Source organism: Salarchaeum japonicum (genome assembly GCF_049705945.1).
Taxonomy (GTDB): domain Archaea; phylum Halobacteriota; class Halobacteria; order Halobacteriales; family Halobacteriaceae; genus Salarchaeum; species Salarchaeum japonicum_A.
This window is the reverse complement of record NZ_JBNAMV010000004.1, coordinates 710114-734380: the sequence shown is the minus strand read 5'-3', so window position 1 is coordinate 734380 and position 24267 is coordinate 710114. Positions and strand designations below refer to the sequence as shown.

The 24267-nt window shown below is 70.2% G+C and carries 25 protein-coding genes and 2 pseudogenes; 19 read left to right on the top strand and 8 right to left on the bottom strand.

What is annotated here, in order from left to right; translation table 11 throughout:
- Positions 1-24: 24 nt before the first annotated feature.
- The 4 genes and pseudogenes from ACOZ4O_RS05610 (at position 25) to ACOZ4O_RS05595 (ending at position 3560) form a co-directional block, all read left to right on the top strand.
- Complete coding sequence (locus ACOZ4O_RS05610; protein ID WP_424524333.1) at positions 25-612, top strand: YIP1 family protein; 588 nt, start codon at positions 25-27, stop codon at positions 610-612.
- A gap of 33 nt (positions 613-645) precedes the next feature.
- A pseudogene (gene dcd / locus ACOZ4O_RS05605) lies at positions 646-999 on the top strand (dCTP deaminase); the annotation flags it as partial.
- On the top strand, positions 985-2658 hold the full coding sequence (locus ACOZ4O_RS05600; RefSeq protein ID WP_424526148.1) for a dCTP deaminase domain-containing protein: 1674 nt from the start codon (positions 985-987) through the stop codon (positions 2656-2658). The pseudogene dcd and the gene ACOZ4O_RS05600, both read left to right, overlap by 15 nt.
- Entirely contained in the window at positions 2655-3560 is a 906-nt protein-coding gene (locus ACOZ4O_RS05595) for a thiamine-phosphate synthase family protein (protein ID WP_424524332.1), read from the top strand. Before ACOZ4O_RS05600 ends, ACOZ4O_RS05595 begins: the two co-directional genes overlap by 4 nt.
- Here the strand turns inward: ACOZ4O_RS05595 and ACOZ4O_RS05590 are convergent.
- The 5 genes from ACOZ4O_RS05590 to ACOZ4O_RS05570 all read right to left on the bottom strand — a co-directional run bounded on the left by ACOZ4O_RS05590 (position 3557) and on the right by ACOZ4O_RS05570 (position 7924).
- A complete protein-coding gene (locus ACOZ4O_RS05590) occupies positions 3557-4336 on the bottom strand; it encodes a DUF7551 domain-containing protein (RefSeq protein WP_424524331.1) in 780 nt (259 codons plus the stop codon). The genes ACOZ4O_RS05595 and ACOZ4O_RS05590 overlap by 4 nt on opposite strands.
- Before the next feature lie 31 nt (positions 4337-4367).
- Complete coding sequence (locus ACOZ4O_RS05585) at positions 4368-5120, bottom strand: 4-phosphopantoate--beta-alanine ligase (RefSeq protein ID WP_424524330.1); 753 nt, start codon at positions 5118-5120, stop codon at positions 4368-4370.
- A gap of 38 nt (positions 5121-5158) precedes the next feature.
- Positions 5159-5986 (bottom strand): pantoate kinase, encoded by an 828-nt coding sequence (locus ACOZ4O_RS05580; RefSeq protein WP_424524329.1) that lies wholly within the window; start codon positions 5984-5986, stop codon positions 5159-5161.
- A 208-nt stretch (positions 5987-6194) separates the two neighbouring features.
- Positions 6195-6914, bottom strand: coding sequence for a phosphoglycerol geranylgeranyltransferase (locus ACOZ4O_RS05575; RefSeq protein WP_424524328.1), 720 nt, complete (start codon positions 6912-6914; stop codon positions 6195-6197).
- A gap of 56 nt (positions 6915-6970) precedes the next feature.
- Positions 6971-7924: a transcription initiation factor IIB gene (locus ACOZ4O_RS05570; RefSeq protein WP_424524327.1), complete on the bottom strand. Its 954-nt coding sequence runs from the start codon at positions 7922-7924 to the stop codon at positions 6971-6973.
- A gap of 119 nt (positions 7925-8043) precedes the next feature.
- On the opposite strand from ACOZ4O_RS05570, the gene rnhA reads away from it, so the two are divergent.
- Both rnhA and ACOZ4O_RS05560 read left to right on the top strand, forming a co-directional pair.
- Positions 8044-8637, top strand: a complete 594-nt coding sequence (gene rnhA / locus ACOZ4O_RS05565; protein WP_424524326.1) for a ribonuclease HI — start codon at positions 8044-8046, stop codon at positions 8635-8637.
- A complete protein-coding gene (locus ACOZ4O_RS05560; RefSeq protein WP_424524325.1) occupies positions 8630-9181 on the top strand; it encodes a DUF7108 family protein in 552 nt (183 codons plus the stop codon). The genes rnhA and ACOZ4O_RS05560 overlap by 8 nt, the downstream gene beginning before the upstream one ends.
- Here ACOZ4O_RS05560 and ACOZ4O_RS05555 read toward each other — a convergent pair.
- Complete coding sequence (locus tag ACOZ4O_RS05555; RefSeq protein ID WP_424524324.1) at positions 9178-9525, bottom strand: PadR family transcriptional regulator; 348 nt, start codon at positions 9523-9525, stop codon at positions 9178-9180. The two genes, ACOZ4O_RS05560 and ACOZ4O_RS05555, sit on opposite strands and share 4 nt — an antisense overlap.
- 111 nt (positions 9526-9636) lie before the next feature.
- Between ACOZ4O_RS05555 and ACOZ4O_RS05550 the strand changes: the two genes are divergently transcribed.
- Complete coding sequence (locus ACOZ4O_RS05550) at positions 9637-10170, top strand: inorganic diphosphatase (protein ID WP_424524323.1); 534 nt, start codon at positions 9637-9639, stop codon at positions 10168-10170.
- A gap of 295 nt (positions 10171-10465) precedes the next feature.
- Positions 10466-11806, top strand: a complete 1341-nt coding sequence (locus tag ACOZ4O_RS05545) for an alkaline phosphatase family protein (RefSeq protein ID WP_424524322.1) — start codon at positions 10466-10468, stop codon at positions 11804-11806.
- A 183-nt stretch (positions 11807-11989) separates the two neighbouring features.
- Here ACOZ4O_RS05545 and ACOZ4O_RS05540 read toward each other — a convergent pair whose 3' ends face one another.
- Positions 11990-13063 (bottom strand): tubulin/FtsZ family protein, encoded by a 1074-nt coding sequence (locus ACOZ4O_RS05540; protein ID WP_424524321.1) that lies wholly within the window; start codon positions 13061-13063, stop codon positions 11990-11992.
- Positions 13064-13138: 75 nt separating this feature from the next.
- Here ACOZ4O_RS05540 and ACOZ4O_RS05535 point away from each other — a divergent pair, with 75 nt between their 5' ends.
- The 10 genes and pseudogenes from ACOZ4O_RS05535 to ACOZ4O_RS05490 all read left to right on the top strand — a co-directional run bounded on the left by ACOZ4O_RS05535 (position 13139) and on the right by ACOZ4O_RS05490 (position 22805).
- Positions 13139-13552, top strand: coding sequence for a DUF7310 family coiled-coil domain-containing protein (locus ACOZ4O_RS05535; RefSeq protein WP_424524320.1), 414 nt, complete (start codon positions 13139-13141; stop codon positions 13550-13552).
- Positions 13549-13917: pseudogene (locus tag ACOZ4O_RS05530) on the top strand (DUF7311 family protein); the annotation flags it as partial. The gene ACOZ4O_RS05535 and the pseudogene ACOZ4O_RS05530, both read left to right, overlap by 4 nt.
- A 62-nt stretch (positions 13918-13979) precedes the next feature.
- Positions 13980-15755 (top strand): ATPase, T2SS/T4P/T4SS family, encoded by a 1776-nt coding sequence (locus ACOZ4O_RS05525; protein ID WP_424524319.1) that lies wholly within the window; start codon positions 13980-13982, stop codon positions 15753-15755.
- Positions 15752-17428, top strand: a complete 1677-nt coding sequence (locus tag ACOZ4O_RS05520; RefSeq protein ID WP_424524318.1) for a type II secretion system protein — start codon at positions 15752-15754, stop codon at positions 17426-17428. The genes ACOZ4O_RS05525 and ACOZ4O_RS05520 overlap by 4 nt, the downstream gene beginning before the upstream one ends.
- A gap of 25 nt (positions 17429-17453) precedes the next feature.
- A complete protein-coding gene (locus ACOZ4O_RS05515) occupies positions 17454-17912 on the top strand; it encodes a DUF7283 family protein (RefSeq protein ID WP_424524317.1) in 459 nt (152 codons plus the stop codon).
- Complete coding sequence (locus tag ACOZ4O_RS05510) at positions 17893-18270, top strand: DUF7285 family protein (RefSeq protein WP_424524316.1); 378 nt, start codon at positions 17893-17895, stop codon at positions 18268-18270. The genes ACOZ4O_RS05515 and ACOZ4O_RS05510 overlap by 20 nt, the downstream gene beginning before the upstream one ends.
- The gene (locus ACOZ4O_RS05505; protein WP_424524315.1) at positions 18267-18692 is read left to right on the top strand and encodes a DUF7262 family protein; all 426 of its coding nucleotides are present in this window, start codon (positions 18267-18269) and stop codon (positions 18690-18692) included. Before ACOZ4O_RS05510 ends, ACOZ4O_RS05505 begins: the two co-directional genes overlap by 4 nt.
- A complete protein-coding gene (locus ACOZ4O_RS05500) occupies positions 18692-21460 on the top strand; it encodes a DUF7286 family protein (protein ID WP_424524314.1) in 2769 nt (922 codons plus the stop codon). Before ACOZ4O_RS05505 ends, ACOZ4O_RS05500 begins: the two co-directional genes overlap by 1 nt.
- Before the next feature lie 38 nt (positions 21461-21498).
- Positions 21499-21930, top strand: coding sequence for a DUF5791 family protein (locus ACOZ4O_RS05495; RefSeq protein ID WP_424524313.1), 432 nt, complete (start codon positions 21499-21501; stop codon positions 21928-21930).
- Entirely contained in the window at positions 21930-22805 is an 876-nt protein-coding gene (locus ACOZ4O_RS05490; protein ID WP_424524312.1) for an SDR family oxidoreductase, read from the top strand. The genes ACOZ4O_RS05495 and ACOZ4O_RS05490 overlap by 1 nt, the downstream gene beginning before the upstream one ends.
- A gap of 4 nt (positions 22806-22809) precedes the next feature.
- Here ACOZ4O_RS05490 and ACOZ4O_RS05485 read toward each other — a convergent pair whose 3' ends face one another.
- Complete coding sequence (locus ACOZ4O_RS05485) at positions 22810-22977, bottom strand: HVO_0758 family zinc finger protein (protein ID WP_424524311.1); 168 nt, start codon at positions 22975-22977, stop codon at positions 22810-22812.
- An 82-nt stretch (positions 22978-23059) separates the two neighbouring features.
- Here ACOZ4O_RS05485 and ACOZ4O_RS05480 point away from each other — a divergent pair, with 82 nt between their 5' ends.
- A complete protein-coding gene (locus ACOZ4O_RS05480) occupies positions 23060-24259 on the top strand; it encodes an MFS transporter (RefSeq protein WP_424524310.1) in 1200 nt (399 codons plus the stop codon).
- Positions 24260-24267 lie beyond the last annotated feature (8 nt).

Sequence of the window (24267 nt, the reverse complement as noted above, 5' to 3'; positions counted from 1 at the left end):
TTTGAAAACTGGACATTTCACCGCATGGCTTCCAGTCCCCGGACGCCGCTCCTCCGACCCCGCGCGTACTTCGAGTCGAACGGCTTCCACCTCCGACCGGCGCTTCGGGCGTTCGCCGTCGCCGCGGTCGCCCTCGTCCTCGCCGTCGTCGCGACTGCCGCCATCCTCGTCAGCCGAATCGACGACGCGCCGGCGTTCGCTACCCTCCTCCCGCCCCTCCTCCTCACAGTCCTCCTCGGCGTCGTCAGCTGGGTCATCACGGTTCTCCTCATCACCGTCGTCGCGGACGCCCTCCTCGGTGACCGGAGCCGCGTCGGTCCCGCGCTCACCGTCGCCACGTGGGCGACCGCCCCCGGCGCGCTCACGTCCGTTCTCGGGTTCGCGCTCGCCGCGGGCACGCTCGGCGCCGCAGGCGGTACGTCAGTCGCCGCGCTCCGCACCACGCTCTCCGGCGCGTCGCTTGGAAGCGTCGGTATCGGGTTCGTGGTCGCCGGCTGGCAGACATACGTCTACGCACACGGATTCGCCGCCGTCTACGACACCGACACGCTCGCCACCGGCGCGCTCGGGTTCCTGGCCGCATACGGCGGCTGGCTGCTCGGCCTCATCTGAAACCTATTAGGACCCGGGCGTCCAGACACCGGTATGATACTCTCCGACGCCGACCTCCTCGACCGACTGGAGGCCGGCGACCTCGTCGTCGAACCGCTCGACGACCCCGACCTGCAGATTCAGCCCGCGAGCATCGACGTACGCCTCGGCCGCGAGTTCCTGGAGTTCCAGCGCGCGAACATCCCCTGCATCCACCCGAACGACGAGACCGAAGTCGACGACTACGTCACCGAAACCGTCGTCGAGGAGGACGGGGAGTTCATCCTCCACCCCGGCGACTTCGTGCTCGGGACGACGCACGAACGCGTCGAAGTCCCCTCGGACCTCGTCGCACAAGTCGAAGGCCGGTCCAGCCTCGGCCGGCTCGCGGTCGTGGTGCATGCATCGCTCCCTGCGGACGAACAACTGTTTCTCTGGACGCCCGAGGACGGGTTCGGATTCCACGAGATAGGCGACGTCATCGAGAACGAACCGAACGCGCGGGCTGTTTCGTTCGACCCCGACACGCTCGGCGTTCGGACGTTCGAAATCACGGATTTCATCACCAATCCCGCGAAGCGAATCTACGAAGTCACGCTCGATTCGGGGAGACAGGTGCGCGTAACCGCCGACCACAACGTCTTCACGCTTGACGAACACGGAGAGACCACCCGCGTCAAGAGCGAGGACGCAGAGGACGAGTTCGTGATGGTTCCGGGAACCCTTCCGAGCGCGCGCGGGACGGAGACGGAACTCGACCTTCTCAACCTTCTTGACGACGACACTGACGACATCACGGTGTACGCGACCGACGGCGTCGGCGTGGTCGACTGGGCGGACATCCCGCGCGGATCACAGCGTCACTACCAGTCACGGGACAGCGCGCCGCTCTCCGCCACGAAACGAACCACCGTTCCCGCGAACGCGGAACTCACATTCAAGCAGAGCGACACCCGACTCCCGCGCTCGCTTCCGGTCACTCCCGACCTCGGGTGGCTTCTCGGGTTCTACGTCGCGGAAGGGTTCGCGCGGCGGAAACAAGTCGTTCTCGGACAGAAGAACCGCGCGCCGCTTGAGCGCGTCGCAGACTGGTTCGACCAGTACGACACGCCGCTGTCGTGGTCGCAGACCACGAACGGGATACATCAGTTGACCATTTGTTCCGCGCTCTGGTCACGTATCTTCCGCGCGCTCGCCGGTGCCGGCTCGGAGAAGAACGTTCCCGACCGCCTCTGGAACTGGCCCGACCGAGTCGTCGAAGCGTTCTACGAGGGCCTCATCTACGGGGACGGACATCGACGGGAGGAACGAGACACGCTCTACACGGCGAACGAGGAACTCGCAGACCGTGCGACGTATCTCGGGAGCCGTCTCGGGTACGCGACGTCCACGTATCACCGACAGCGCGACAACGACGCGGAGAGCGACGAGTGGAGCGTGGACTTCTATCGGAACGCCCACAAGCGCGGCCAGTACGTTCCGAACCCGTCCGCGCTCCTTCGTGAACTACGGAACGATACCGGTCTCACGATGGCTGACACCGCAGACGCGCTCGGACGCTCCTCGAAATCGAGCATCTCGAACGTCGAAAACGGAGCGTACGACACGGTGAAACGCGGAACACTCCGCGAACTCCGCGACTGCTATGCCGAACACGGCGCTGACGTCTCACGCCTCGACGACATCCTCGACGCGAACGTCCTGTTCGACCGCGTTGTCTCCGTCGAAGCGACCGACCGTGTGGAGACGACGTACGACCTCGAAGTCCAACCGCGTGGGAAGCCTGTGGAGAACTTCCTCGGCGGCTTCGGCGGTGTTTTCCTCTCCAACACTGCCGGCTTCATCGACCCGGGCTTCCGTGGAAACATAACTCTCGAGCTCTCTAACCTCGGAACAGCGCCGGTCGCGTTGAGCCCGGGGATGCGCATCAGTCAGCTCGTGTTCACGGAGCTCACGAGTCGCGCCGACAGGCCGTACGGGAGCGAGCGCGGTTCCAAGTACCAAGACCAGGGCGGTCCGCAGGCGTCCCGCATTCGGGGCGACCGCGAGTTCGGGGGCGAGCAGTGAAGTTCGTCGAGGAGCTTGTGGTGGAGGAGTTCCTCCCCACGTTCCGGTCGATGCTCGCGGCCGACCTCCGGGAACGGGGATTGACCCAGCAGGCGGTCGCGGACGTGCTCGGCGTGAGCCAGTCGGCGGTGTCGAAGTACGCGACGGGGGACGTGGCGCGAAACGCCGAACTCGCTGACGACGACCGCGTGCGGGACCTCGTGGAGCGCGTCGGCGAGGGACTGGCGTCCGGCGACATGAGCACGGTGCAGGCGCTCGTCGAGGCCGAGGTCTTGATTCGTCAACTGGAGGCGCGCGGGGACGTGCTCGCCCGCCTGCACGAGGACGCCGTCCCCGACCTCGCGGAGTACGAGGGCGACTTCCGCGTGCACGACCCGGACAGCGAACTCCTCGCCCGCGAGCGCGTGCGCTCCAGCGTCCGCCGCGGCGTCCGCGCGATCGAACACGCGAGCGGGTTCGCGACGCTCGTGCCGAACGTCGGGTCGAACCTCGTGGAGTGTCTGCCGGACGCCGACTCCGTGGAGGACGTGGCGGGCGTCCCGGGACGCATCTTCGACGTGATGGGGCGCATCGAGGTGCCGGGAGAGCCCGCGTTCGGCGTCTCCGAGCACGTCGCGAGCGTCCTGCTTGCCGCGCGCGCGAACGGAAGCGCAGCGACGGCCGCGCTCGACCTCCGATACGACCCGGACATCGTCGCCGCGCTCGAAGAACAGGGCCACGTCACCGCGGAGTTCGACGCGGAGTACGACGACGTGTCCGCGGCCGTCGCGGACGCGCTCGCCGACCGGCCGGACGCGACCGTGCTCTACCAGACGGGCGGGTTCGGCATCGAACCCGTGCTCTACGTGCTCGGCGAGTCCGCGCCCGCGGTCGCCGAAACCGCCCGAAAGCTCCTCGATTAGGGCGTCACCGCGGCTCGCGCGAGGCCGCGCGGGACGTCGGCGGCGAGCGAGACGGACAGCCGCCAGTCACCCGAGCGCGTTCGGCGGGCGTCGGTGACGGCGACCGTTCGGTCCGTGCGGGAGAGCGCGACCGTCAGCGGGAGCGTCGGCAGACGCTCGTCGGCCGCGTCGAACGCGTAGCCGTCGAGGCGGAGGTCGAGTTGTTCGGGGCGAGAGCGGTAGGCGTATCCGGAGAGCAGCGACCCGGCGCGGAGCGCGTCGAGCGCGGCGGCCGCGTCCGTGGTGTCGGGCAGGTGGTCGGTGGCGCGCGCGACGACGGCCTGCTGGCGCGCGGGCGGGAGCGCGTCGTCCAGCACGCCCGCGATGGTGTCGAGGAGCGCGACGCCGAGCGAGTCGGGGTCGGTGGTGTCGCTCGCGGCCGCGAGGTAGGTGTCGAGAATCGTGCGCTCCACGTCTGTCTCGCCGCAGTCCCCGAGCGCGTCGAACAGCGCGCCCGCGAGCCGTCCGCAGGCCTCTCGGAGCGGTTCGCCGCCGCGGTTTCGACCGTGTTCGACGGCGAGGTCGTAGGTCGGCGCGCGCGGGTCGTACGCGGCGAGCCGATTTCTGTACCTGGTCGCGAGGTCCACGGCGTCCCGCGCGGTCTCTCGGTCGGGGTACTGCCGGCCCGCGACCGGATACGGTTGCTCGCCCGTGTCGAGGCAGGCGACGCGGTAGGGACCGTCGGTCGCGAGAGTGTCCAGTTGCCGCCGGAGGGCGGCGAGCGTCACACCACACATACGATTTAGGTCTGCCTAAAACAACGTAGTTCTATCGGTCGGACACACCCTCGCGGATGTGGTGCTCCGCGTCCGCGAGCGCCGCCGCGCGGTCGAACTCCTCGACGATTTCGCGGAGCTCCGCGTCGCTCGCGTCCGCGAGGCCGCGGGCGTGTCGCGTGACGTTCGGCACCGCGCGCATGATGTTGTCGATGATTGGAACGGCCGCGCTCCGCGCCGACCGACTCATCGGGTTCAGGTCCACGACGATCTCGGTCTTCCCCATCTCCGCGAGCGCCGCCGCGCGGTCGCCGTCCTCTAGGGGCACGAGCACCACGTCCGCGGCCCCGATGCCGTCCGCGTCCACCTTCCCGCGCTCGTGCGAAAGCCCCGGAATTCGAGCGTCCGCCGCGAGCCCCTTCACATCGCTCGCGCCGTGCTCGCGCAGGTGCTCGGCGATGGCGCGCATCCGCTCCTCGGTGCGATTGAACAGGTTCACTTCGAGGTCCGCGCCCACCGCGTCCGCCAGTTCGACCATCTCACCGGGGACCAGCGCGGCGACGTTCCCGTTCACCGAAAGCACGGGATGCTCCGCGAGCAGGAGGTGTGCGGCCGCCGCGCGCGCCGCCGCGTCCGCGCTCGGCGTCGTCTCCTCGCCCAGCAGGTAGTCGAACGCCTCACCGCGACCCTCCGCGATGAGGCCCTGCTTGCTCGTGATACCCTTCTCGACGCCCTCCTCGATGCGATGCCGGGTGAGGAGGGACTCGTATCGCGGGTGGTCCTCCGGGACGTCCACGTCGCTCATACCACTTCTCACGCCCGCCCCGGCAAAAAAAGAGCCGTTTACCGGAGCCTCGCGCCCGCCGGATGAATTTGGCAGGCTTCGGCGTCGTATCCGGCGTCCGTCAGCCCGTGACCGAGCGCGAACACCGTCCGGCCGAGCATCGCCATCGACGCCCGCCCGCCCGCGTCCACCACGTCCGCGACGACCGACTCGATGTCGTCGGTCAGCAGGCCCGCGTCCGCCGCGAACGTCCGCGACTCGGCGACGAACCGGTCGAGCGTCGGCGTTTCGAGCAGTCGGTCGAGCGCGCGCTCGCCCGCCGCGGAGAGCGTTTCGGTGTCCCCGGAGAGCACTTCCGACGTGGAGAGCCCGCCGAACGAGACGTACTCGACGCGCGCCGTCTCCGGCACGCCGTTCAGCCGACCGTGCGGAGGCGCGCCCGGGTCCTCCCGAATCGGCGCGCCGCCGCGCGCCTGCGCCACCACGTCCCCGAGGCCGGTGCCCGCGTCGACCTCGGCCGCGTGCGCGAACCGGACGAGCGTGTTCTCCGAGCGCCCGCAGTCGAACACCGTGTTCGCCGCGTACGCCGCGCCCAACGCCATCGCGCCCGACACGCCGAACCCCGCGCCCACGGGCAGCGGCGTCTCCGCCTCCACGCGCGCCGTCACGCCGAGCGCGTCGAGCACACCCGCGACCGCCGGCACGTCCGCGCGTTCGCCGTTCAACTGCACCACGGACTCGTCGGCCGGCCGCACCGACACCGTCACGCCGTCCGTCAGCGTCAGTCCCGCGCCCCGCGACCCCGCCCGCGCCGGGTCGTCGTCGCGGTGAATACTGAACAACCCCGTGACGTGCCCGGGGACGAACGCGCGCGCTCCGTCTCTCATCCTCTCTCACTCGGCCGCCCCCAAGGATAAACGTTTCAGGACGACGCCGTGACCCGGACCGACGAGAGCACTCGCAAGACCGCCACAAAACCTCCAGTAAACGCGTGGGGCGGTCAGGCGTCGATGGTCTTCCCGTGTGCGTCTTTGACGCGGACCTTTTGCTCGCGCTGTCGCGCTTCGCAAAATCTCCACCAAAAGCGTGGGGTGGTCAGGCGTCGATAGTCTTTCCGTGTGCGTCTTTGACGCCTTCGACGGTCTCGCGAACGGCGTCACAGCCCTCGTCGTGCAGGAGGTCGCCGACGACGACCACGTCCGCGCGTTCGCCCATCTCGTACGCGGCGTCGTAGCCGCCGATGCCGCCGCCGTAGAACAGCGTCGCCTCGTCGAGCGCGTCGTGCGCGGCGCCCACGACGTCCGGGTCGCCGTACGTCCCCGAGTACTCGACGTACACGATGTCCTGGCCGAGCATGCGCTCCGCGACGGTCGCGTACGCCGCCACGTCCTCCGGCGTCTGCTCACACTGCGCGTCCGTCAACTCCGCGACGCTCGACTCCGGGTTCAGGACGATGTACGCCTCGGTCGTCGTCTTCTCCCAGTTCACGTCGTCGATGCGCACCCACTCCTTGTGCGCGCCCGTAATCCAGGACACGCCGCCCGCGTTCAACACGATAGGAACGAGATACCCGTCGAGGGCCTCGTCGTCCACCACGACCGCGGGGTTCGACGGCTCCTGGTAGAGCGGCACGTCGTGCTTGCGGCAGGCGTCGATGACGCGCTCCATCTTCTCCGAGGTCACGTCCAGCGTTCCGCCGACTTCGATGGCGTCCGTCCCGGTTCGACACACGTCCTCGAACGTCTCCCCGTCGACGAGCGACTTGTCCGGGTCGACCTTCAGGACGTGGTCCCAATTCCGCCACGCGTTACTCATGGCCCGTCATTTCTATCACGCGGCAAAAACCCCTTCGGTCCGCCTAACACACCCGTCTAGCCGTGAATCCCCATCGCCTCTATCTGCTCCTGATAGCGGTTGCGGATGGTGACTTCGGTGACCTGCGCGACGTCCGCGACCTCGCGCTGGGTCTTCTTCTCGTTACACAACAGCGACGCCGCGTAAATCGCGGCCGCCGCGAACCCCGTCGGTGACTTCCCCGACAACAATCCCTGGTCGGCCGTCTCCTCGATAATCTCGTTCGCCTTCGCCTGGGCTTCCCCGGACAACTGGAGTTCGCTCGCGAACCGCGGCACGTACTTCTTCGGGTCAACCGGCTTCATCTCCAACCCCAACTCCTGCGCGACGTAGCGATACGTCCGACCGATCTCCTTGCGCTCCACCCGGGACACCTCCGAAATCTCTTCCAGGCTTCGTGGAATGCCCTCTTTGCGGCAGGCGGCGTAGAGGCAGGCCGTCGCCACGCCCTCGATAGAGCGCCCGCGAATCAAATCCTCCTTCAGCGCGCGCTGGTAGATGACGGAGGCGACCTCGCGAACGCTGCGGGGCACGCCGAGCGCGCTGGCCATGCGGTCGATTTCGCTGAGCGCGAACTGGAGGTTGCGCTCGCCGGCGTCCTTCGTCCGAATCCGCTCCTGCCACTTCCGCAACCGATGCATCTGACTCCGCTTCTCGGAGGAGAGCGAACGGCCGTAGGCGTCCTTGTCCTTCCAGTCGATTTGGGTAGTCAGCCCTTTGTCGTGCATCGTCTGGGTGGTCGGCGCGCCCACGCGCGACTTCTCCTGGCGCTCCGAGTGATTGAACGCCCGCCACTCCGGGCCGGTGTCTATCTGTTCGTCCTCGACGACGAGGCCGCAGTCCTCACAGACGAGTTCGGCGCGGTCCGCGTTCAAAACGAGCGATTCCGATGTACACTCGGGGCAGGTTCGCACGTCGGACGGGGTCTCCGTGGTGTCGGTGCGCTCCCGCTCGCGAGTGGGGCGGGTCATCGTACGTACAGTGTGTGGTAGTATTTCACATAAAATCACCGACTAATTTACACGTTGACCGGTCGCGGGTGCGGAGAACACGCAACGCGTTTACGCCCCAGCCACCACGATTCGGGCGAATGCCGGTCATCGACTGCGACCCCGACGACGCCCGCGACCGCCTCCAGGAGGCCGGTGCGTCCGTCGAGGAGGGGAACACCGATCACGAACGCTGGCGCGCGAGCCTCGGGGACGCGACCGCGGTCGCGTACGACGAGAAGGTCGTCGTGCAGGGCGCGACCCCCACGGACATCACCGCCGTCATCGAGGACCACGCGGGCCGCGTGCACGTCTACTTCGACGGCGCGAGCCGCGGGAACCCCGGGCCCGCCGCCGTCGGCTGGGTGCTCGTCTCCGGCGACGGCATCGTCGCGGAGGGCGGCGAACGCATCGGCCGTGCGACCAACAACCAGGCCGAGTACGACGCGCTCATCACCGGACTCGAAGCCGCCGCCGACTACGGGTTCGACGAGGTCGAAATTCGGGGGGACTCCCAGCTCATCGTGAAGCAGGTGACGGGCGCGTGGAACACGAACGACCCGACGCTGAAGGAGAAACGCGTCCGGGTGCGCGAACTGCTCGACCGGTTCGACGACTGGTCGCTCACGCACGTCCCGCGCGAGGTGAACGACCGCGCCGACGACCTCGCGAACGAGGCGCTCGACCATGAGTGAGGCTCCGGACGACGCCGTGGACGAGGCGGAACGCCTGACTCGGCTCGCGCGCCGCGTCGGCGACGACGAGGAGGCCGCCGCGTACCGCGAGCGCCGCGACAGACTCCTCGCCGAACACGACTACGAGGCACGCGTTCGGGAGGACGATGACGGCGACACGCTCGTCTGCTATCCCACGGAGTGGCTCGACGACGGCACGGTCCGCGTGGAGCGTATCGAGGACACCGACCGCGCCGCGGAACGCCCGCTCTCGCGGGGCGGCGAGGCCGAGGAGTGGGAGTCGGTCGAGGAACACAACCGCCGCCTCGTCGAATCGGTACGCGAGGCGTACGGGGACGCCGAGGCGGCGAACGCTCGCGCGTTCGCGGACTTCATGGGCAACCACTACTCGCGGCGCATGGAGACCGCGACAGAGGCGGAACTCCGGGAGTTCGAGCAGGAGTACTACCCGCGGAACGTCTGGCCGACCGACGAACAGCGAGACGCGCTGGAGCGGTCGCTGCGCGCGGTGTTCGAAATAGCGGAAAAACCGTATCCGGCTTAGTTGTCGACGAGGTCGCGAACGGTCGCGGCGCGGTCGTCGTCGGTGACGAACTTGCTGAGCGTCCACTCGATGTCGTCGAGGACGGCCTCGAAGCCGTCGTCGGTGAGTGCGTATTCGTTCGTGCGCTTGTCGAGCTCGGACTTCTCCACGAAGCCCTTATTGACGAGGTCGTCGAGGTTCGGGTAGAGCCGGCCGTGATTGACTTCTTCTCCGTAGTAGTCTTCGAGCTCACGCTTGATGGCGAGACCGTAGCGGGCCTCCTCAGCGAGTACGACAAGGATGTTCTTCTGGAACGCAGTCAGATCGCGGGCGTTCTGACGCACCGCGCGTTGTGCCTCTGACATACCGAGACACATGTCATCCCTCTATTTAAACGCTTCTCACGCCGTCGAGAGTTTCAACGGCCGGAAGCGATGCGAAAGGCCCTTTAGGCCACTCAACACAGTCGAATCCACATGACGAACCTCTGGGAAGACCTCGAAACCGGCCCCGACGCGCCCGACGTCATCTACGCCGTCGTGGAGTGCCTGAAGGGCGAGCGGAACAAGTACGAGTACGACAAGGACATCCCCGGCGTGATGCTGGACCGCGTCCTCCACTCGAACGTCCACTACCCCTCCGACTACGGCTTCATCCCGCAGTCGTACTACGACGACGAGGACCCCTTCGACGTGCTCGTGCTCGTGAAGGACCAGACGTTCCCCGGCTGCGTCATCGAGGCACGCCCCGTCGGCCTGATGGAGATGGACGACGACGGCGAGAAGGACGACAAGGTCATCGCGGTGCCCGTCGAGGACCCCCGCTACGACCACATCGACGACATCGAGGACGTCACCGCCCAGAAGAAGGAGGAGATTGAGGAGTTCTTCGAGACGTACAAGAATCTCGAAGAAGGCAAGGAAGTCGAAGTGCTCGGCTGGCAGGGCAAGCAGGCCGCGAAGGACGCCATCGAGCACTCCCAGGACCTCTACGAGGAGAACTTCGCCTAACGCGCGTTCCGCTTTCTTCTCCGTCGCTATTCTTCTCGCGCATCCACCCACCGACACCTGATGCGTTATGCCTATGGGTAATTTTAGGTGTGTTTGGTCCCACCCATCGAATATGGCAGCGAAACAGTCCGTGGGAATCCAGCACGTCACGGTCGTTCCGATGAACTACGAGGACGAGACGGACGACGCGGACCGCGCTGACGGCGCTGACGACGCGAACGAGTAGGGCGGCGCCGACGCCGTCGAGCGAGTCGGGTCCGAGAAGTTTCTTGACGGTGCCGCGCAAAGGTCGGGTATGGGATTGCTCGACCGCCTCGGTGGCGGCGCGCCACGGGTCGCGTTCTTGGGTCTCGACGGAGTGCCGGCGAGCCTCGTCGCCCAGCACCCGGACGTCTTCTCGAACCTCACCGCCATCGCGGACGCCGGCAGCACCGGCATCATCGACTCCGTCACGCCGCCGGACGAACTCGCGTGCTGGCCCGCGCTCACCACCGGACGAAACCCGGGACGGACGGGCGTGTACGGGCTTCAGGACCGAGAGACCGGGACGTACGAGACGTACGTACCGATGGGTGGCGACGTGCAGACCGACCGGGTCTGGGATTACGTCGCCGCCGCCGACCGGAACGCAACCGTCCTGAACGTCCCGGTCACGGCGCCGCCCCAGCAGGACGTCCAGCGGATGGTGTCGGGGTTCCTCTCGCCGAGCGTCGACCAGGCCGCACATCCACCCGCGGTCGCCGAATACCTCGACGGCATCGGCTATCGATTGCAGACGAACGCGAAGCTCGGCCACCGCGACGACAAGTCCGACTTCCTCGCGAACGCGCACGAGACGCTGGACGCGCGCTACGAGGCGTTCGACCACTTCGTCGACGCGAACGACTGGGCGCTCTTCTGCGGCGTGTTCACCGCGACCGACCACGTGAACCACTTCCTCTACCGCGACTACCTCACCGACGGCGAGTACAAGCAGGAGTTCCTCGAATTCTACGAGAAACTCGACCGGTACGTCGGCGCGCTCCACGACAGTCTCCCCGACGACGTGGCGCTCATCGTCGCGTCCGACCACGGATTCACGGGACTCGACTACGAGGTGTCCGTGAACGCGTGGCTCCAGCGCGAGGGTTGGCTCGACTACGAGAGCGACGACCCGGAGACGCTCGCGGACATCAGCGACGACACTCGCGCGTACTCGTTCAGCCCGGGTCGGTTCTACCTGAACCTCGACGGCCGCGAACCGCGCGGGAACGTCCCCGAATCGGAGTACCACACGGTCCGGGACGAACTCGCGACCGCCATCCGCGAGTTCACCGGACCGGACGGCACGCCCGTCGTCGACCGCGTCGTCGAGAAAGAAGCGGCGTTCGACGGTGCACACGACGACATGGCGCCCGACCTCGTCGCCATCCCGAACGACGGCTTCGACCTCAAAGCGGGCTTCAGGAACGGCCGCGACGTGTTCGAGACCGGTCACCGAACGGGCATGCATACCTTCGACGACGCCCTCCTCGTCACGGATGAACCCGGCCTCCGAACTGACGCCGCCAGCCTCTACGACCTCACACCCACGATGCTCGACCTCCTCGACATCGACTACGACACGAGCGGCTTCGACGGTAAAACACTCCTATAACGGCGCGACGCGGTACGGGGCGGTGTTGTGCGGCACGGCGCGGTGGTCGTTGCGGGGGCGGTGCGTTGCGGAGGGTCGTTCCGATGCTGCACCGAGCGCGCCGCCAGCGCGCTCGGGAGTTTTTAGTGGAGGTTTTTGCAAGCGGGGGTTCGCGGAGCGAACCCCCCGCAGTAAAAAAGTCCCTTAGAAGAGTCCGTCGAGGTCGTCGTTCTGGAAGGCTTCTGCGGGTTCGGGTTCGGGGTCGGTGTTGGCGGCTTCGCGGGCGCGGTCGAGGAAGGATTCGATGCGGGGGGAGCGGGTGATGCCGGAGAGAAGGACGAGGACGGCGATTTGGTCGCTTTCGAGGGGGTAGTCGCCGCCGCGGACTTGGGTGCTGCCGGTTTCGTCCTCGATCCAGCGGCGGGCGCGTTCGACGCCTTTGCGGGGGATGCGGTCGGGGTGGCCGGCGACGATGACGAGGGCGGCGTCGGCGTCGGTGGTTTCGGGGACGCTCATGCCGGTGAGGAGGGATTTTCGGGCGGTGCTGGTGACGACGTTGATGTTTTCTTCGGGGTCGGGGCTGGCGTCGGCGTTGGCGTAGCCGATGGCGGCCATGCTGCCGTTGCGGAGGGTGTTGATGATTTCGGAGGAGTCGGCGACGGATTCGGCGACGCCGTCGGTGACTTCGCCGGCGGCGAGCAGGAGGCCGATGCGGTGGGCGACGGTGTCGTTGATGGCGGCGTAGGCATCGGTGACGGATTCGCCGCTGGCGTGCCAGGCGTCGTTGTCGACGAGGAGGGTGTTGTCGGCTTCGCGGACGACGGTTTTGAGGCTGCGGCCGGCGTTCGCCTGGTAGAGCGCGCCTTCGTTGCGGCCGGGGAGGACGCCGAGGCAGTAGACGGGGATGTCGTAGACGCGCTTGAGTTCGCGGACGAGGACGGGTGCGCCGCCGCTGCCGGTGCCGCCGCCGAGACCGGCGACGACGAACACGGCTTCGGTGCGGCTCGTGATGGTGCCGTCGAGGGCGTTCACGACTTCGCGCGTGTCTTCTTCCATGAGTTCCGCGCCGAGTTCGTTCTCGCCGCCGACGCCGTCACCGCTGACGACGCTCTGGCCGATGAGGAGGGTCGGGATGTCGAGCGGGGTGAGGTCCTGGCGCGCGGTGTTGACGGCCAACGCGCCCTGAACGGCTCCGTAGCCGTTCTCGCGGTTGTTTCGGACGAGGGCTTCGGTGAGTTTACCGCCGGCTTGGCCGACGCCGACGAGGGCGGCCTTCATGAACGGATGCTCTCCGTCTGACGCCTTCAAGGTTGCGCCGAGGGTTGAAACCGGAAGCCGCGGCCACCTCACCGTATGCCGGACACGACCTCGCTCGCCGACCGCGTCCGAGCGGTCGAACGCGCGCTGACGGACGCCGACGAACTCCCCGAGATCGACACCGCGACAGCCGAGCGCATCGACGCAATCGAGACGCGACTCGACCGCGTGGAGCGCGCGCTCGCCGACCTCGACGCGGACCTCCAGGCCGTCCGCGGACACGTCGGCGAACTCGACCGAACGCCGCCGAGAGATACCGCACGCGATGCTACCGACGCGTCAGTACGAGACGACCCCCGACCGACGCGAGACGACCCACGGTCGGTGCAGGACGCCCCACGGCCGGCGCGAGCGGCTGACTTCCCGCATCCCGTTCCCGACACCGAACCTCCGGAAGACAAGTCGTCGGAGACGCAGTCGATCCGCGAGCGTGTCCGAGCGTTCCTGTGAACGCCGTTCGTGCGCTCGTCGCGATTGTCGTCGCTGCCGCGCTGGTCGCGGCCGCACTCCCTGCCATCGAGGACGCCCGCGCCGACCGCGCACTCGCGGCCGCGAGTGCCGCTGCGGACCGCGTCTGCGACGCCGCACGTGACCTGACCGAAACCTCGAACCCCGCACCACCCAGAGCGGCCGCGACGCGAACACTCACGCTCGTGCTCCCCGCCGACACCCGCCTCTCGCTCGGCCGAACAGTCCGTGTTCGTACCGGCCACGGCATCGACCGACGAGTCTGTCGGCTTCCGTCTTCAGTGGCTGTCTCCGACCGCGTGACGCTGCGCGGGCGGACGACGCTCTCGCTGGCGCTCGTCGCGTGCCCGTCCGGCCCGCGGCTCCGCGCGACGAACCTTCAAGTAGGGAAACGGCACGACTCGGGGCCATGCGACGACTCCGCGCGCTCCTCGGCGGCGACACCGACACCGGGTGTCGCTGCCGACCCGCCTTCGAACGCGACACGCTCGTCCTCGACGCGGCCGACTGCGACGGCGACCTCGCGGCCGCGTCCGCCTGCCGCGAGACCGCCGTCGCCGCGCTCAGTGACCGTGACGCCGACGCCGTCGTCGTCCGCGAGGTCGGACGCGACCGACGATACGACGACGCCACCACCGCGCTCCTCGTCGCCGCCGGCCGGTTCGCTCCCCGCGTCCGCGACCGCGACGCCCGCCTCGCCGCGCTCGCCGCCACCGATCCGCTCGCCGCCGCCCGCGAAGCCACCGGTCGCGCCGGTCCCATCGCCGACATCGCCGCCGAAACCGGTCTTGCCGTAGCCGCTGAGGGCGTCGCGGAGTACGACGCCGTTCGCGGGTTCGTCGGCCCCCGAATCGCTCACGCCCGCGTCGACCCCGACCCGCCCGCCGACGCCGCCCTCGTCGACGCCGTCGACCTTCCAGGTGGGGCGACCGCCCGCCGATACGACGGTCCGAACGGTCGAACGTACTGCCTCGAACCGCCCGAGTCCGCGTTCGGCGACGACGCCTACCGAGCGCTTGACCGAGCGCACGAACTCCTCGCTGACGGCGTCGTGACGGGCGACCGCGCCGCCACCCGGGCCGCCGACCGCACCACCGCGTCCTCGGGAGCGATTGCCGGCGTCTTGGAGAAGCACACACGGGGATACGGCGTACTCGACGACCTGTTCGCGGACGACCGCGTCACCGACGTGTACGCGTCCGCACCCGCCGCCGACACCCGCCTGCGGGTCGTCCTCGACGGCCGCTTGCTCCCGACGAACGTCCGCCTCACGTCCCGCGGCGTCGACGCGCTCGCGTCCCGCGTCCGCGCCGCCAGCGGCCGGCCGTTCTCGCCCGTGAACCCCACGCTCGACGCCGTGCTCACCGACGTGGGCGCGGCCGACCGCGTGCGGGTCGCCGCGGTCTCCGAACCGGTCGCTGACGGCGTCGGATTCGCGTTCCGCGCGCACGGCGACCGGCGCTTCACGCTCCCGCGACTGGTCGAGACGGGCACGCTCACGCCGGACGCCGCGGCGGTGCTCTCCGTCGCGGTAGCGCGCGGCGCAGCCGTGCTCGTCGCTGGCGCTCGCGCCGCCGGGAAGACGACCTTCCTCGGTGCGCTCCTCTGGGAACTCCCCGCGGACACTCGAACCGTCGTCATCGAGGACGCGCCCGAACTCCCCGTTCCCGGCCTTCAGGCGGCCGGCCGGGACGTGCAGGCGCTCCGTGCGACCGCGGACGGCGACGGCGCGGAGGTGTCGACGGCGGACGCGCTCCGAACTGCGCTCCGCCTCGGCGAGAGTGCGCTCGCGGTCGGCGAGGTTCGCGGCGCGGAGGCCGGCGTGCTGTACGAGGCGATGCGGACCGGCGCGGGCGCGAGCGCCGTACTCGGAACCATTCACGGTGACGGCGGTGACGACGTGCGTGAGCGTGTCGTTTCCGACCTCGGCGTTCCTGCGAACTCGTTCGCCGCGACCGACCTCGTCGTCACGCTCGCGGACACCGCCGAGGGGAAGCAGGTGGTCGCTGTCGAGGAGTTCGACAGCGAGTTCCACGCGCTCTTCGAGCGCACGCCCGACGGTCTCGCGTCGTCCGGCCTGGTCGACCGCGGCGAGTCGACGCTCGTCGCGTCGCTCGCCGACCACGCGGAGACGTACGCGGACGTTCGCGCAGCCATCGCCGACCGCACGGAGCGGTTCGCGTGACCGTCGTCGCCCGCCTCGCCCGATTCGCACCCGTTTCGCCGGGCGGCGACTCCGAATTGGACCGCGCGCTCGCGCTCCTCGACCGCCCGGAGGACGCTGAGACCGTTCGGTCCGCCGCCCTCGCGGTCGTCTCCCTCACTGTCCCTCTCTCGCTCGCCACGTTCGTCCTCATCTCGCCCGCGCTCGGCCTCGCCGTGCTCGCGCTCGGGTCGCTCGCCGCCGCTGCCCTCCTCGCTGTTCCGACCCTCGCCGCGGACGCTGCCCGCTCGCGCGCGCTCGGCGACGGCTCCGACCTCGTCTGCCGCGCCGTTCTGGCTGGCGCGCTCGAACCGACGCCCGAACACACCGCCGCGTTCGCCGCGGACGCCCCCGGACCGCTCGCCGACCGCCTCGCCGGCCACGTTCGGTACGCGCTCGGCGCACCAACCACCGCTTGGACGCGCTTCCGGCGCGCGTGGCGCGACCACGACCCCGCGCTCGCGCGGTCCGTCGCGCTCGTCGAAGCCGCCACCAACGCCCCCGACGGGGAACGCGACCGCCTCCTCGACCGCGCGCTCGCCGTCTCGCTCGACGCCGTCGTCGACCGCGTCACCGACTACGCGAGCACGCTCTCGACGCTCGTCACGGCCGTCTACGCTGTGGGCGTCGTCCTCCCGCTCGCCCTCGTCGGCCTGCTCCCCGTCGCACCGGTCTCCGGTATCTCCGTTCCGCTCATCGGCCTCGCCGTCGTCTACGACGTACTCCTTCCGCTCGCGCTCGCCGGCGGTATCACCGTCGTCCTCGCGCGCCGCCCCGCGGCCTTTCCGGCCGCCCCGATACCCGCTGACCACCCCGCGCTCGTCGGCCGCGCCCGCCCCGCCCTCGCGTACGCCGTCGCCACCGCCATCGTCGCGCTCACCGTCTTCCACGTTCTCGCGCCGTGGGCGCTCCCGCTCGCGCCCGTCGTCGGACTCGGCGCGGGTCTGGTTCGGTGGACGCAGCCGGTCCTCGCCGTGCGCGAGGAAGTGGCCGCGCTCGAACGCGGGCTGCCCGACGCGCTCGTCGTCGTCGGTCAGCACGTCCGCCGCGGCCGTCCGCCAGAGAGAGCGCTCGCCGCCGCAGCCGACGAACTCGACGGCACCGTCGCCGCCGTATTCGCGGACGCGAGCCGCCTCCAGCGAACGCTTACCGTCGACACTCACACGGCCTTCCTCGGCCCGCACGGCGCGCTGACCGACCTCCCGAGCGTTCGTGCACGGTCAACGGTCGCCGTGCTCGCGGATGCGGTCGCCGCCGGCCCGCCTGGCGGTCGCGTGCTCGTCTCGCTCGCGGACCACCTCGACCGCCTCGTCCGCGTCGAGCGCGACACCACAGCCGACCTCGCGTCCGTCACGAACGCGCTCGACACGACCGGTCGCTGGGTCGCACCCTGCGTCGCCGGCGTCACCGTCGCGCTCGCCCGCACCCTCCGCCCGTTCGGGGACGGCGCGCTTCCGTACTCGCCGGACGCGCTCGCGCTCGTCGTCGCCGGATACGTCGCCGCGCTCGCGGTGCTCCTCCCGGTCTTCGCGTCGGTCGTCCAGCACGGCGCGGACCGCGCCCGCGCCGCCCACGCCGCCGGACGCGCGCTCGCCACCGCCTGTCTCGCGTATCCGGTCGTCGCCACGGCCGCCGCGGTCGTCACGAGCGTTTAAATCAGATACCGGCACAGCCAGGGGCGTGTTCGACGCCGCAGACGCGCTCGCGACCTGGCTCGGCCTCACGCTCGTGGGAGCCGCGCTGGTCGCGGCCGCGCTCGCCATCCCCGCCGCGCCGCCGCCCGACGCGACCGCGGTCGCCGCCACGGTCGACCGGGTCGCCGAGAGCGACTACGACACGGATACGGCGGTCCACCTCAACGTCGACAGCGTCCGCGTCACCACCCGAAGCATCGGCCTGCGCGGCGCCGGCGGAACGGCGTCCGCCGCGCTCGTCGCGCGCGTGGTTCCGGTGCCACCTGATGGGCCGCTCGCCGCCGTGCTCGCCGGCCGCGACCCCGCGCTCGTCTTCGACACGGAACTCGAACTCGTTCGCGCCGCTGTCGACGCCCGCGCCCGCAACCCGGACTGGCGGGCCGCCGAAACGCTCCGCGTTCGCCACCTCGCGTGGCGGGGGGTCGATGTCGTCCTCGTCGGCTAGGGCGCAGGCGGAACCGGTTGTCGCGCTCGTCTGCGTCGCCGTTCTCTGCACCGCGCTCGCCGGCTACGCGACCGCCTACGACCACAGCCTCCCGACCGCCGACCGCGACCGCGCTCCACCAGTCCTCGACGCCGCGACCGACGCCGTCCTCGTCGACGCTGTCGCCCGCCCGGACCACATCCGCGACGCGCTCGGCGCGACTTCGAGCGCCGTGAACGTCACCCTCATTGCGGGCGACCGAACGTGGACCGCGGGGCCAGTTCCGCCAGCGGGCGCGGACGCCGCGAGCCGCCCCGTCCCGGTTCGGGTCGCGCCCGGCGACGTTCGGTTCGGTCGCCTCCGGGTGATCGTGTGGTGAGCGCTCGCGGCGTCAGCACCGCTATCGACACCGTTCTCGCCGTCTCCCTCGTCGCCGCGGCCGTCACCGCCCTGTTCGTCCTGACGCCCGCGCCGCAACTGTCGCCGCCCGACGCCGGTCCCGCACTGGACGCGCTCGCGGTCACCACCGCGACCGTGAACACTACGATTGGTCCGGTTCGAGCCACCGTCGCCACCCACCTCGCCGCGGCCGCACCCCGCCCGCAATCCGCGTACGCTCGCGACGTGACCGCCCTCGTTCGGAAGCATCTCGTGGCGCTTCCCGGACGGTCGAACGTCGTCGTCCACCGCGAGGAGAACGCGCTTCGAATCGGTCCGTCGCCGCCCCGAACCGCGGACACGACCGCCGCGGTTCTCCGAGTCGGGAACGCGACGGTCGTGTTCCGCCGGTGGTGGGCGTGATGGACGACCGCGGCCGCGTACCGTTCGCGCTCGTCGGCGTCGTCCTCCTCGTCACCGCAACCGCCGTCGGCGCGACGCTCGCCACCCGTGACACGACCACGGGAACGAACGCCGCCGACCGCGCTGCCGACCGCGCGCTTGCCGGCGCACGCGTCGCGCTCGAACGCGCGACCATCGAAGCGAGCGCCGCCTCGGCCGCCAACCCCGTCGTCACTCCCGCGGACACGCCGTACGGCCGCGCTCTCCGCGAGGACTCCGCGTTCCGGGACGCGCTCGCGCTCCGCGTCTACGCCGCCGCACGCGCGGCGTTCGCCGACCTCAATGCTCGCCACGGCGACGCGACCGCCCGCGTAGCACTCGACGTGATAGACGGTCCGAACGACGCTCGCCGGGCGATTCGCGCGGTCGAAATCGGGGAGGTCCGGCCGGGTCGGGTCTGCGTTACCGTCCGGAACGCGACGCTCACTGTCACCGAGAACGGCGAGACCGTCGGCGTCCGCGAGCGCGCCGTCTCGGTCGTCGTCGACACGCCCGTACTCGCACTCCACGACCGGACGGCGTCGTTCGCCGCGCGGGTCGACCGCGGCGTCGTCGACGGCTACGGCCTCGCCCGGGAGACGACGCTGCGACTCACACCCTACACGGCCGCCCGCGGCCTCGCGCAGTACGCCGGCGCACCCATCGCGAACGTCCTCGCGAACCGCCACGTCGAAGTCGCGGCGAACGACGGCCTGCTCGCCGTGCTGCGCGCGACGTTCGGCCGCGCGTCGAATCCATCCGAGGCGGCGGTCGGCCGCGCGTACGCGCTCACCGGCGTCACCGACGCGCTCGCGGTCACCCGGTCGAGCGCCCGAGCGCGTGCGACCCGTATTCTCGACTCGATGAACGCCACGCCCGCGCAGCCACCGCCGGACCCGACTGCCGAATCGTCGCTCACGCCCGCCGCGGCCGCCGACAGCGCGCTTCTCGACGCACTCGACGGTGGTCTCAAGTCAGGGCTCGCGGACGCCTATCGGGTCGATGCGCGCCGCCTCGTCCGCGTGACGCGAACCGCCCATCGGGCCGACGCCGCCACACCGCCGGCGAACTGGACGCGGCGCGCGACCGACACCGCGAGCGAGACCGCCGTCACGGCGGCTCCCGCCCGGCCGGTCGACGCTCCCCGTGATTTCACCGTTCTCGAGACTATCGACCGCCGTGTGACCGTGACGCGAACGACCCGAACCTCGTGGACGAACGGGTCGGCGGTCCGTACGCTCTCCAGCGTCGAACGCTCGACGTACCATGTCTCCGTCGCGCTCGCCGCGCGCCCCGCGTTGCTCGATGGCGTTCCCGCGCGGCCCGTGGACGCGCTCGACGAACGGGTGACGGCCGCGGTTCGGCGCGCGCTCCTCCCCGACGGCGCGGACGCGCTGGCCGCGAACGCCGTCACAGGTGCTGTGGGGGCTCTCGCTGAGACCGTCGCGGTCGCGCCGCCGTCGGCGCTCCGGGAGCGCGCGGCGAGGTCGCTCGGCCGAACCCGGAACCGCGTCGCGAACACCTCGACGGCGGTTCGCGTGAGCGGCGCGAGCGTCCTGGCGTCGTCACCGGTCGCGGCGCTCGCGCGAACGCTCGCCGCCGACCGCGGTCGCCTGCTCGACGCGCCCGCCCACTACGAATCGCTCGCGGAGCGCGCGCTAGTCGTGTCCCGCGCCCGCTACGTCGACCGAACGCTCGCCCTGGTTCGCGACCGGGCCGCCGACTCGGCCGGCGTTCGCGGCGCGCTCCGAGATACCGTCACTCGACTCGGCGGGTGGATTCCGACGGGCGCGACGACCAGGGAGACCCCGGAGACGGTCGTGTCTTCGGTGTCGGCGTCCCCGCGATACCTCTCGCTGGTCGACACGGAGGCGCTCGCCGCGCGGAACGTGAACGTCTTCTCGCTCCCGTACGGCGACGCCGCCGACACCGTCGTGGACGCGGCGTTCGACGGTGGCAAGCGCGCGGTCCGGCTCGCGACGGCCGCCGACCTCCTCGCCGCCGCTCCCGACCGCGTGCCCGACCTCGCGGCCGCCGTTCGCGCCGAAACTGCTCGCGTCCGCGAGCGCTTCGCGTCGGTCGTCGCCGACCGAACACGACTCGACCCGGATGCGGCGGAACGCGCGGTTTCGAGGGCGTCAGCCCGCTGGCAAACCGATGCGGCGCGGGCGCGGGCGGCGACGAACGGCTCGCTCGCTGCGGCTGTCGTCGCCGCTTCGGATACGCACGGGACTGAGCGGGTCGTGCTCACCGCGGCGCTCCGCGCCGAGTCCCGCGCGCTCGCCCGGAGCGACGGCGGCGGCGTGTCGGAGGACGTGGTGCGCGCAGCCCGCCAGACCGCCCGCAGCGAACTCACCGCCGCGCTCGGCCGCGCGTCCACAAACCGCGTCCGCCGGGCGCTCGGCGGTCGTCTCGCCGCGCTCCCCGCCGGCCTCCCGGTCGTTCCCCTGCCCGGGTTCTGGTACGCGACCGTGAACGCCTGGACGGTCTCCGTCCGCGGCGGCTACGAGCGCGTCGCCATCACCGGCGGCGCGCTCCCGCCCGGGTTCGACGTCGGCGCGTACGAGTACGTCCGAGAGGACGCTGCCGTCTCGTTCGACGTAGATGGTGACGGCCGCCCGGAGACGCTCGGACGAAACACCCGGATTGAGTTCTCGTTCGATACGGTGGTCGTCGCCGCGGTTCCGCCCGGTCCGCGCGGCGTCGGCGACACCGATGGGAACGCGGACGAGCGCTCGCCCGGCTGGTAACATAAAACCACATACGCGCCCGTCGCCTATCCCGGGCTATGTTGACCGACACCATCTCCGAACCCGAGTCCGTCTCGGCGGACGAGGTGTTCGCGGAGTACGAGGCCGCCCTGCTCACCGTCATCGAGGCCGAGGGCGTCGACGCGGTCGCCGACGCGACCGGACTGACTTCCGAGCGCGTCACCGACATCGAATCCGGCGATGGCGACCCCGTCACCGTCTCCGAAGCAGCGGACATCCTCGCGCTCACGGACGACTGGCCGGACGCCGAGACAGTCCGATTGGAGCTTCAGGACCACGTGATGCTCCAGATGAGCTCCGCGGTCGTGGACGTGGACTCGCTCGCGGACGGCATCGACGCCGCGCTCGACCCGAAGGAGGTTCAGCAGAAGGTCGAGGGCCGCCAGCCGATGACGCTCCGAGAGTACGCGCAGATCCATCACTACCTCGCGGTCGAGAACCCCTGGTGATGCGGGTCGCGATTCTGGGGTGTGGCTACGTCGGGCTCGAACTCGGCCGCCAGCTCGCCGCCGCCGGCCACGACCCCGTCGGCGTCCGGCGCTCGGACGCCGGGCTGTCGGCCATCGCGGACGCGGGCTTCGACGGCGTGCGCGCCGACGTGACCGACCCAGGAAGTCTCGAAGTCGTGCCGGACGCGGATGCGGTGGTGTTCATCGCGTCCTCGGGCGGCCGGGACGCTGACGCCGCGCGCGAGGTGTACGTCGACGGCCTCCGCACCGCCATCGACCACTTCGGCGGACGCGAGAATCCGCCGGACGAGTTCGTGTACACGTCGAGCACGGGCGTGTACGGCGACCACGACGGCGGCTGGGTGGACGAGGACACGCCGCTCGACCCGACCACGGAGAAGACCGAGGTGCTCGTGGAGGCCGAACGCATCGCGCGCGAACGTACCGCCGACCACGGCATCGACGGGTCGGTCGTCCGGTTCGCCGGCCTCTACGGTCCCGACCGCTACCGGTTGGAACGCTACTTGGACGGCCCCGTGACGGCGGGCTACCTGAACATGATTCACCGGGACGACGCCGCCGGAGTCGTGCGGTTCGCGCTCACCGAGGACGTGCCCGAGGTACTGCTCGCGGTGGACGACGAACCCGTCTCGAAGCACGCGTTCGCGGACTGGCTCGCGGACGAGGCCGGCGTCCCGCGCCCGCTGAAACGCACGAAAGAAGAGCGCTTGCGGGCGGGCGACCTCTCCGAGGCGGCCGAGCGCCGCGTGCTGACGAGCAAACGCTGCTCGAACGCGCTGCTGCATCGACTCGGCTACGAGTTCGCCTATCCCACGTTCCGCGAGGGCTATCGCGCCGCCCTCGACGCGTACTGACGCGCTATATCTGCTGCCAGCGCCGCCCGCACTCGGGGCAGACGCGGACGCTCCCGACCTCGTCCGGGTCGTTCTCCGTCTTGAGGTTCTCCCCGCACTCCGCGCACACCAGTCGGTCGTAGGTGTCCTTCTCCAGTTCGCCCGCCCGAAGGCCCTTCCTGACTGATTTCATGGCTCGGGGTTCGCGCGCCCGCCGTAAAAACCCACGCGCGGACTCCGGAAGGCTTGAACCGCGCTCGGTCCTTCCCCCACCAGTGTCAGCGTCGAATCGCTCGCGCCGCGTCCACGTGTTCGGGTCGCTGTGCGCGCTCGTGTTCTTCGTGAACTTCGGCCGGGTGGCGTTCGCGCCGCTCTACGGCCCGTTCATCGCCGAATTCGGCGTGAACCGAGCGACCGTCGGCGTCACCGCCTCCCTCGTCTGGCTCGGGAGCGCGCTCCCCCGCATCCCGACCGGCTACCTCCTCACGCGGGTCGCGCGCCACCGCGTCGTCCTCGCGACCGGCGCGTTCCTCACCGGCGCGTCCGCGTTCACCGCGCTCGCCGCGACCATCGAGATGGTGTTCGTCGGCGGGTTCCTCATCGGCGTCTCCTCCGGCGCGTACTTCATCGCCGCCAACCCCCTCATCTCGGAGTTGTTCCCGGAGCGGGTGGGGCGCGTCATCGGCGTGCACGGCACCGCGATGCAGCTCGCCGCCGTCGGCGCGCCCGTCACCGTCGGCGCGTTGCTCGGCGTGACCGACTGGCGGACCGTGTTCTGGCTGCTCGCCGCCGTCGCCGGTCTCACCACGCTCGTCCTCTTCGTCACCACGCGGCGCGCCGACCTCCCCGAAGCCGGTGCGGACGACCGCCACCTCGTCCGCGCGGTCCGCCGGCAGTGGCGGCTCGTGTTCACCGGTATCGCCATCCTCGGCGTCACCACGCTCGTCTGGAACGGCTTCTGGAACTTCTACACGCTCTACGCCGTCGAAGCCAAGGGCCTCACGTCCGGCACGGCGAACCTCCTCCTCACCGGGATGTTCGCCGCGGGCGTCCCCGCGTTCTGGTTCGCCGGCCGACTCGCCGACCGCGTCGCCTACGTCCCCCTCCTCCTCTCCGTGCTCGCCGGGTTCGTCGTCTGCCTGTTCGCGCTCACGTACGCCTCCGGCATCGTCGCGGTCACCGTCGCCACGCTCGCGACCGGCGCGGTCGTCCACTGCCTCTTCCCCACCATCGACACCTTCCTCCTCGACAGCCTGCCGGACGCCGACCGGTCCTCCGCCTACTCGGCGTACAGCGCGGGCATGATGACGATGCAAGCCGCCGGCGGCACGGTCGTCGGCGTGCTCAGCACCGACCTCCCCTACGACCTCGTGTTCCGCCTGCTCGCCGTCGCGCTCGGCGCGCTCGTGGTCGTGCTCGTCGTCGCGTACCGCGCCGACCTGCTTCCGGAGGGCGCGGCCGAGACGCCAACCTAAATGCCGCC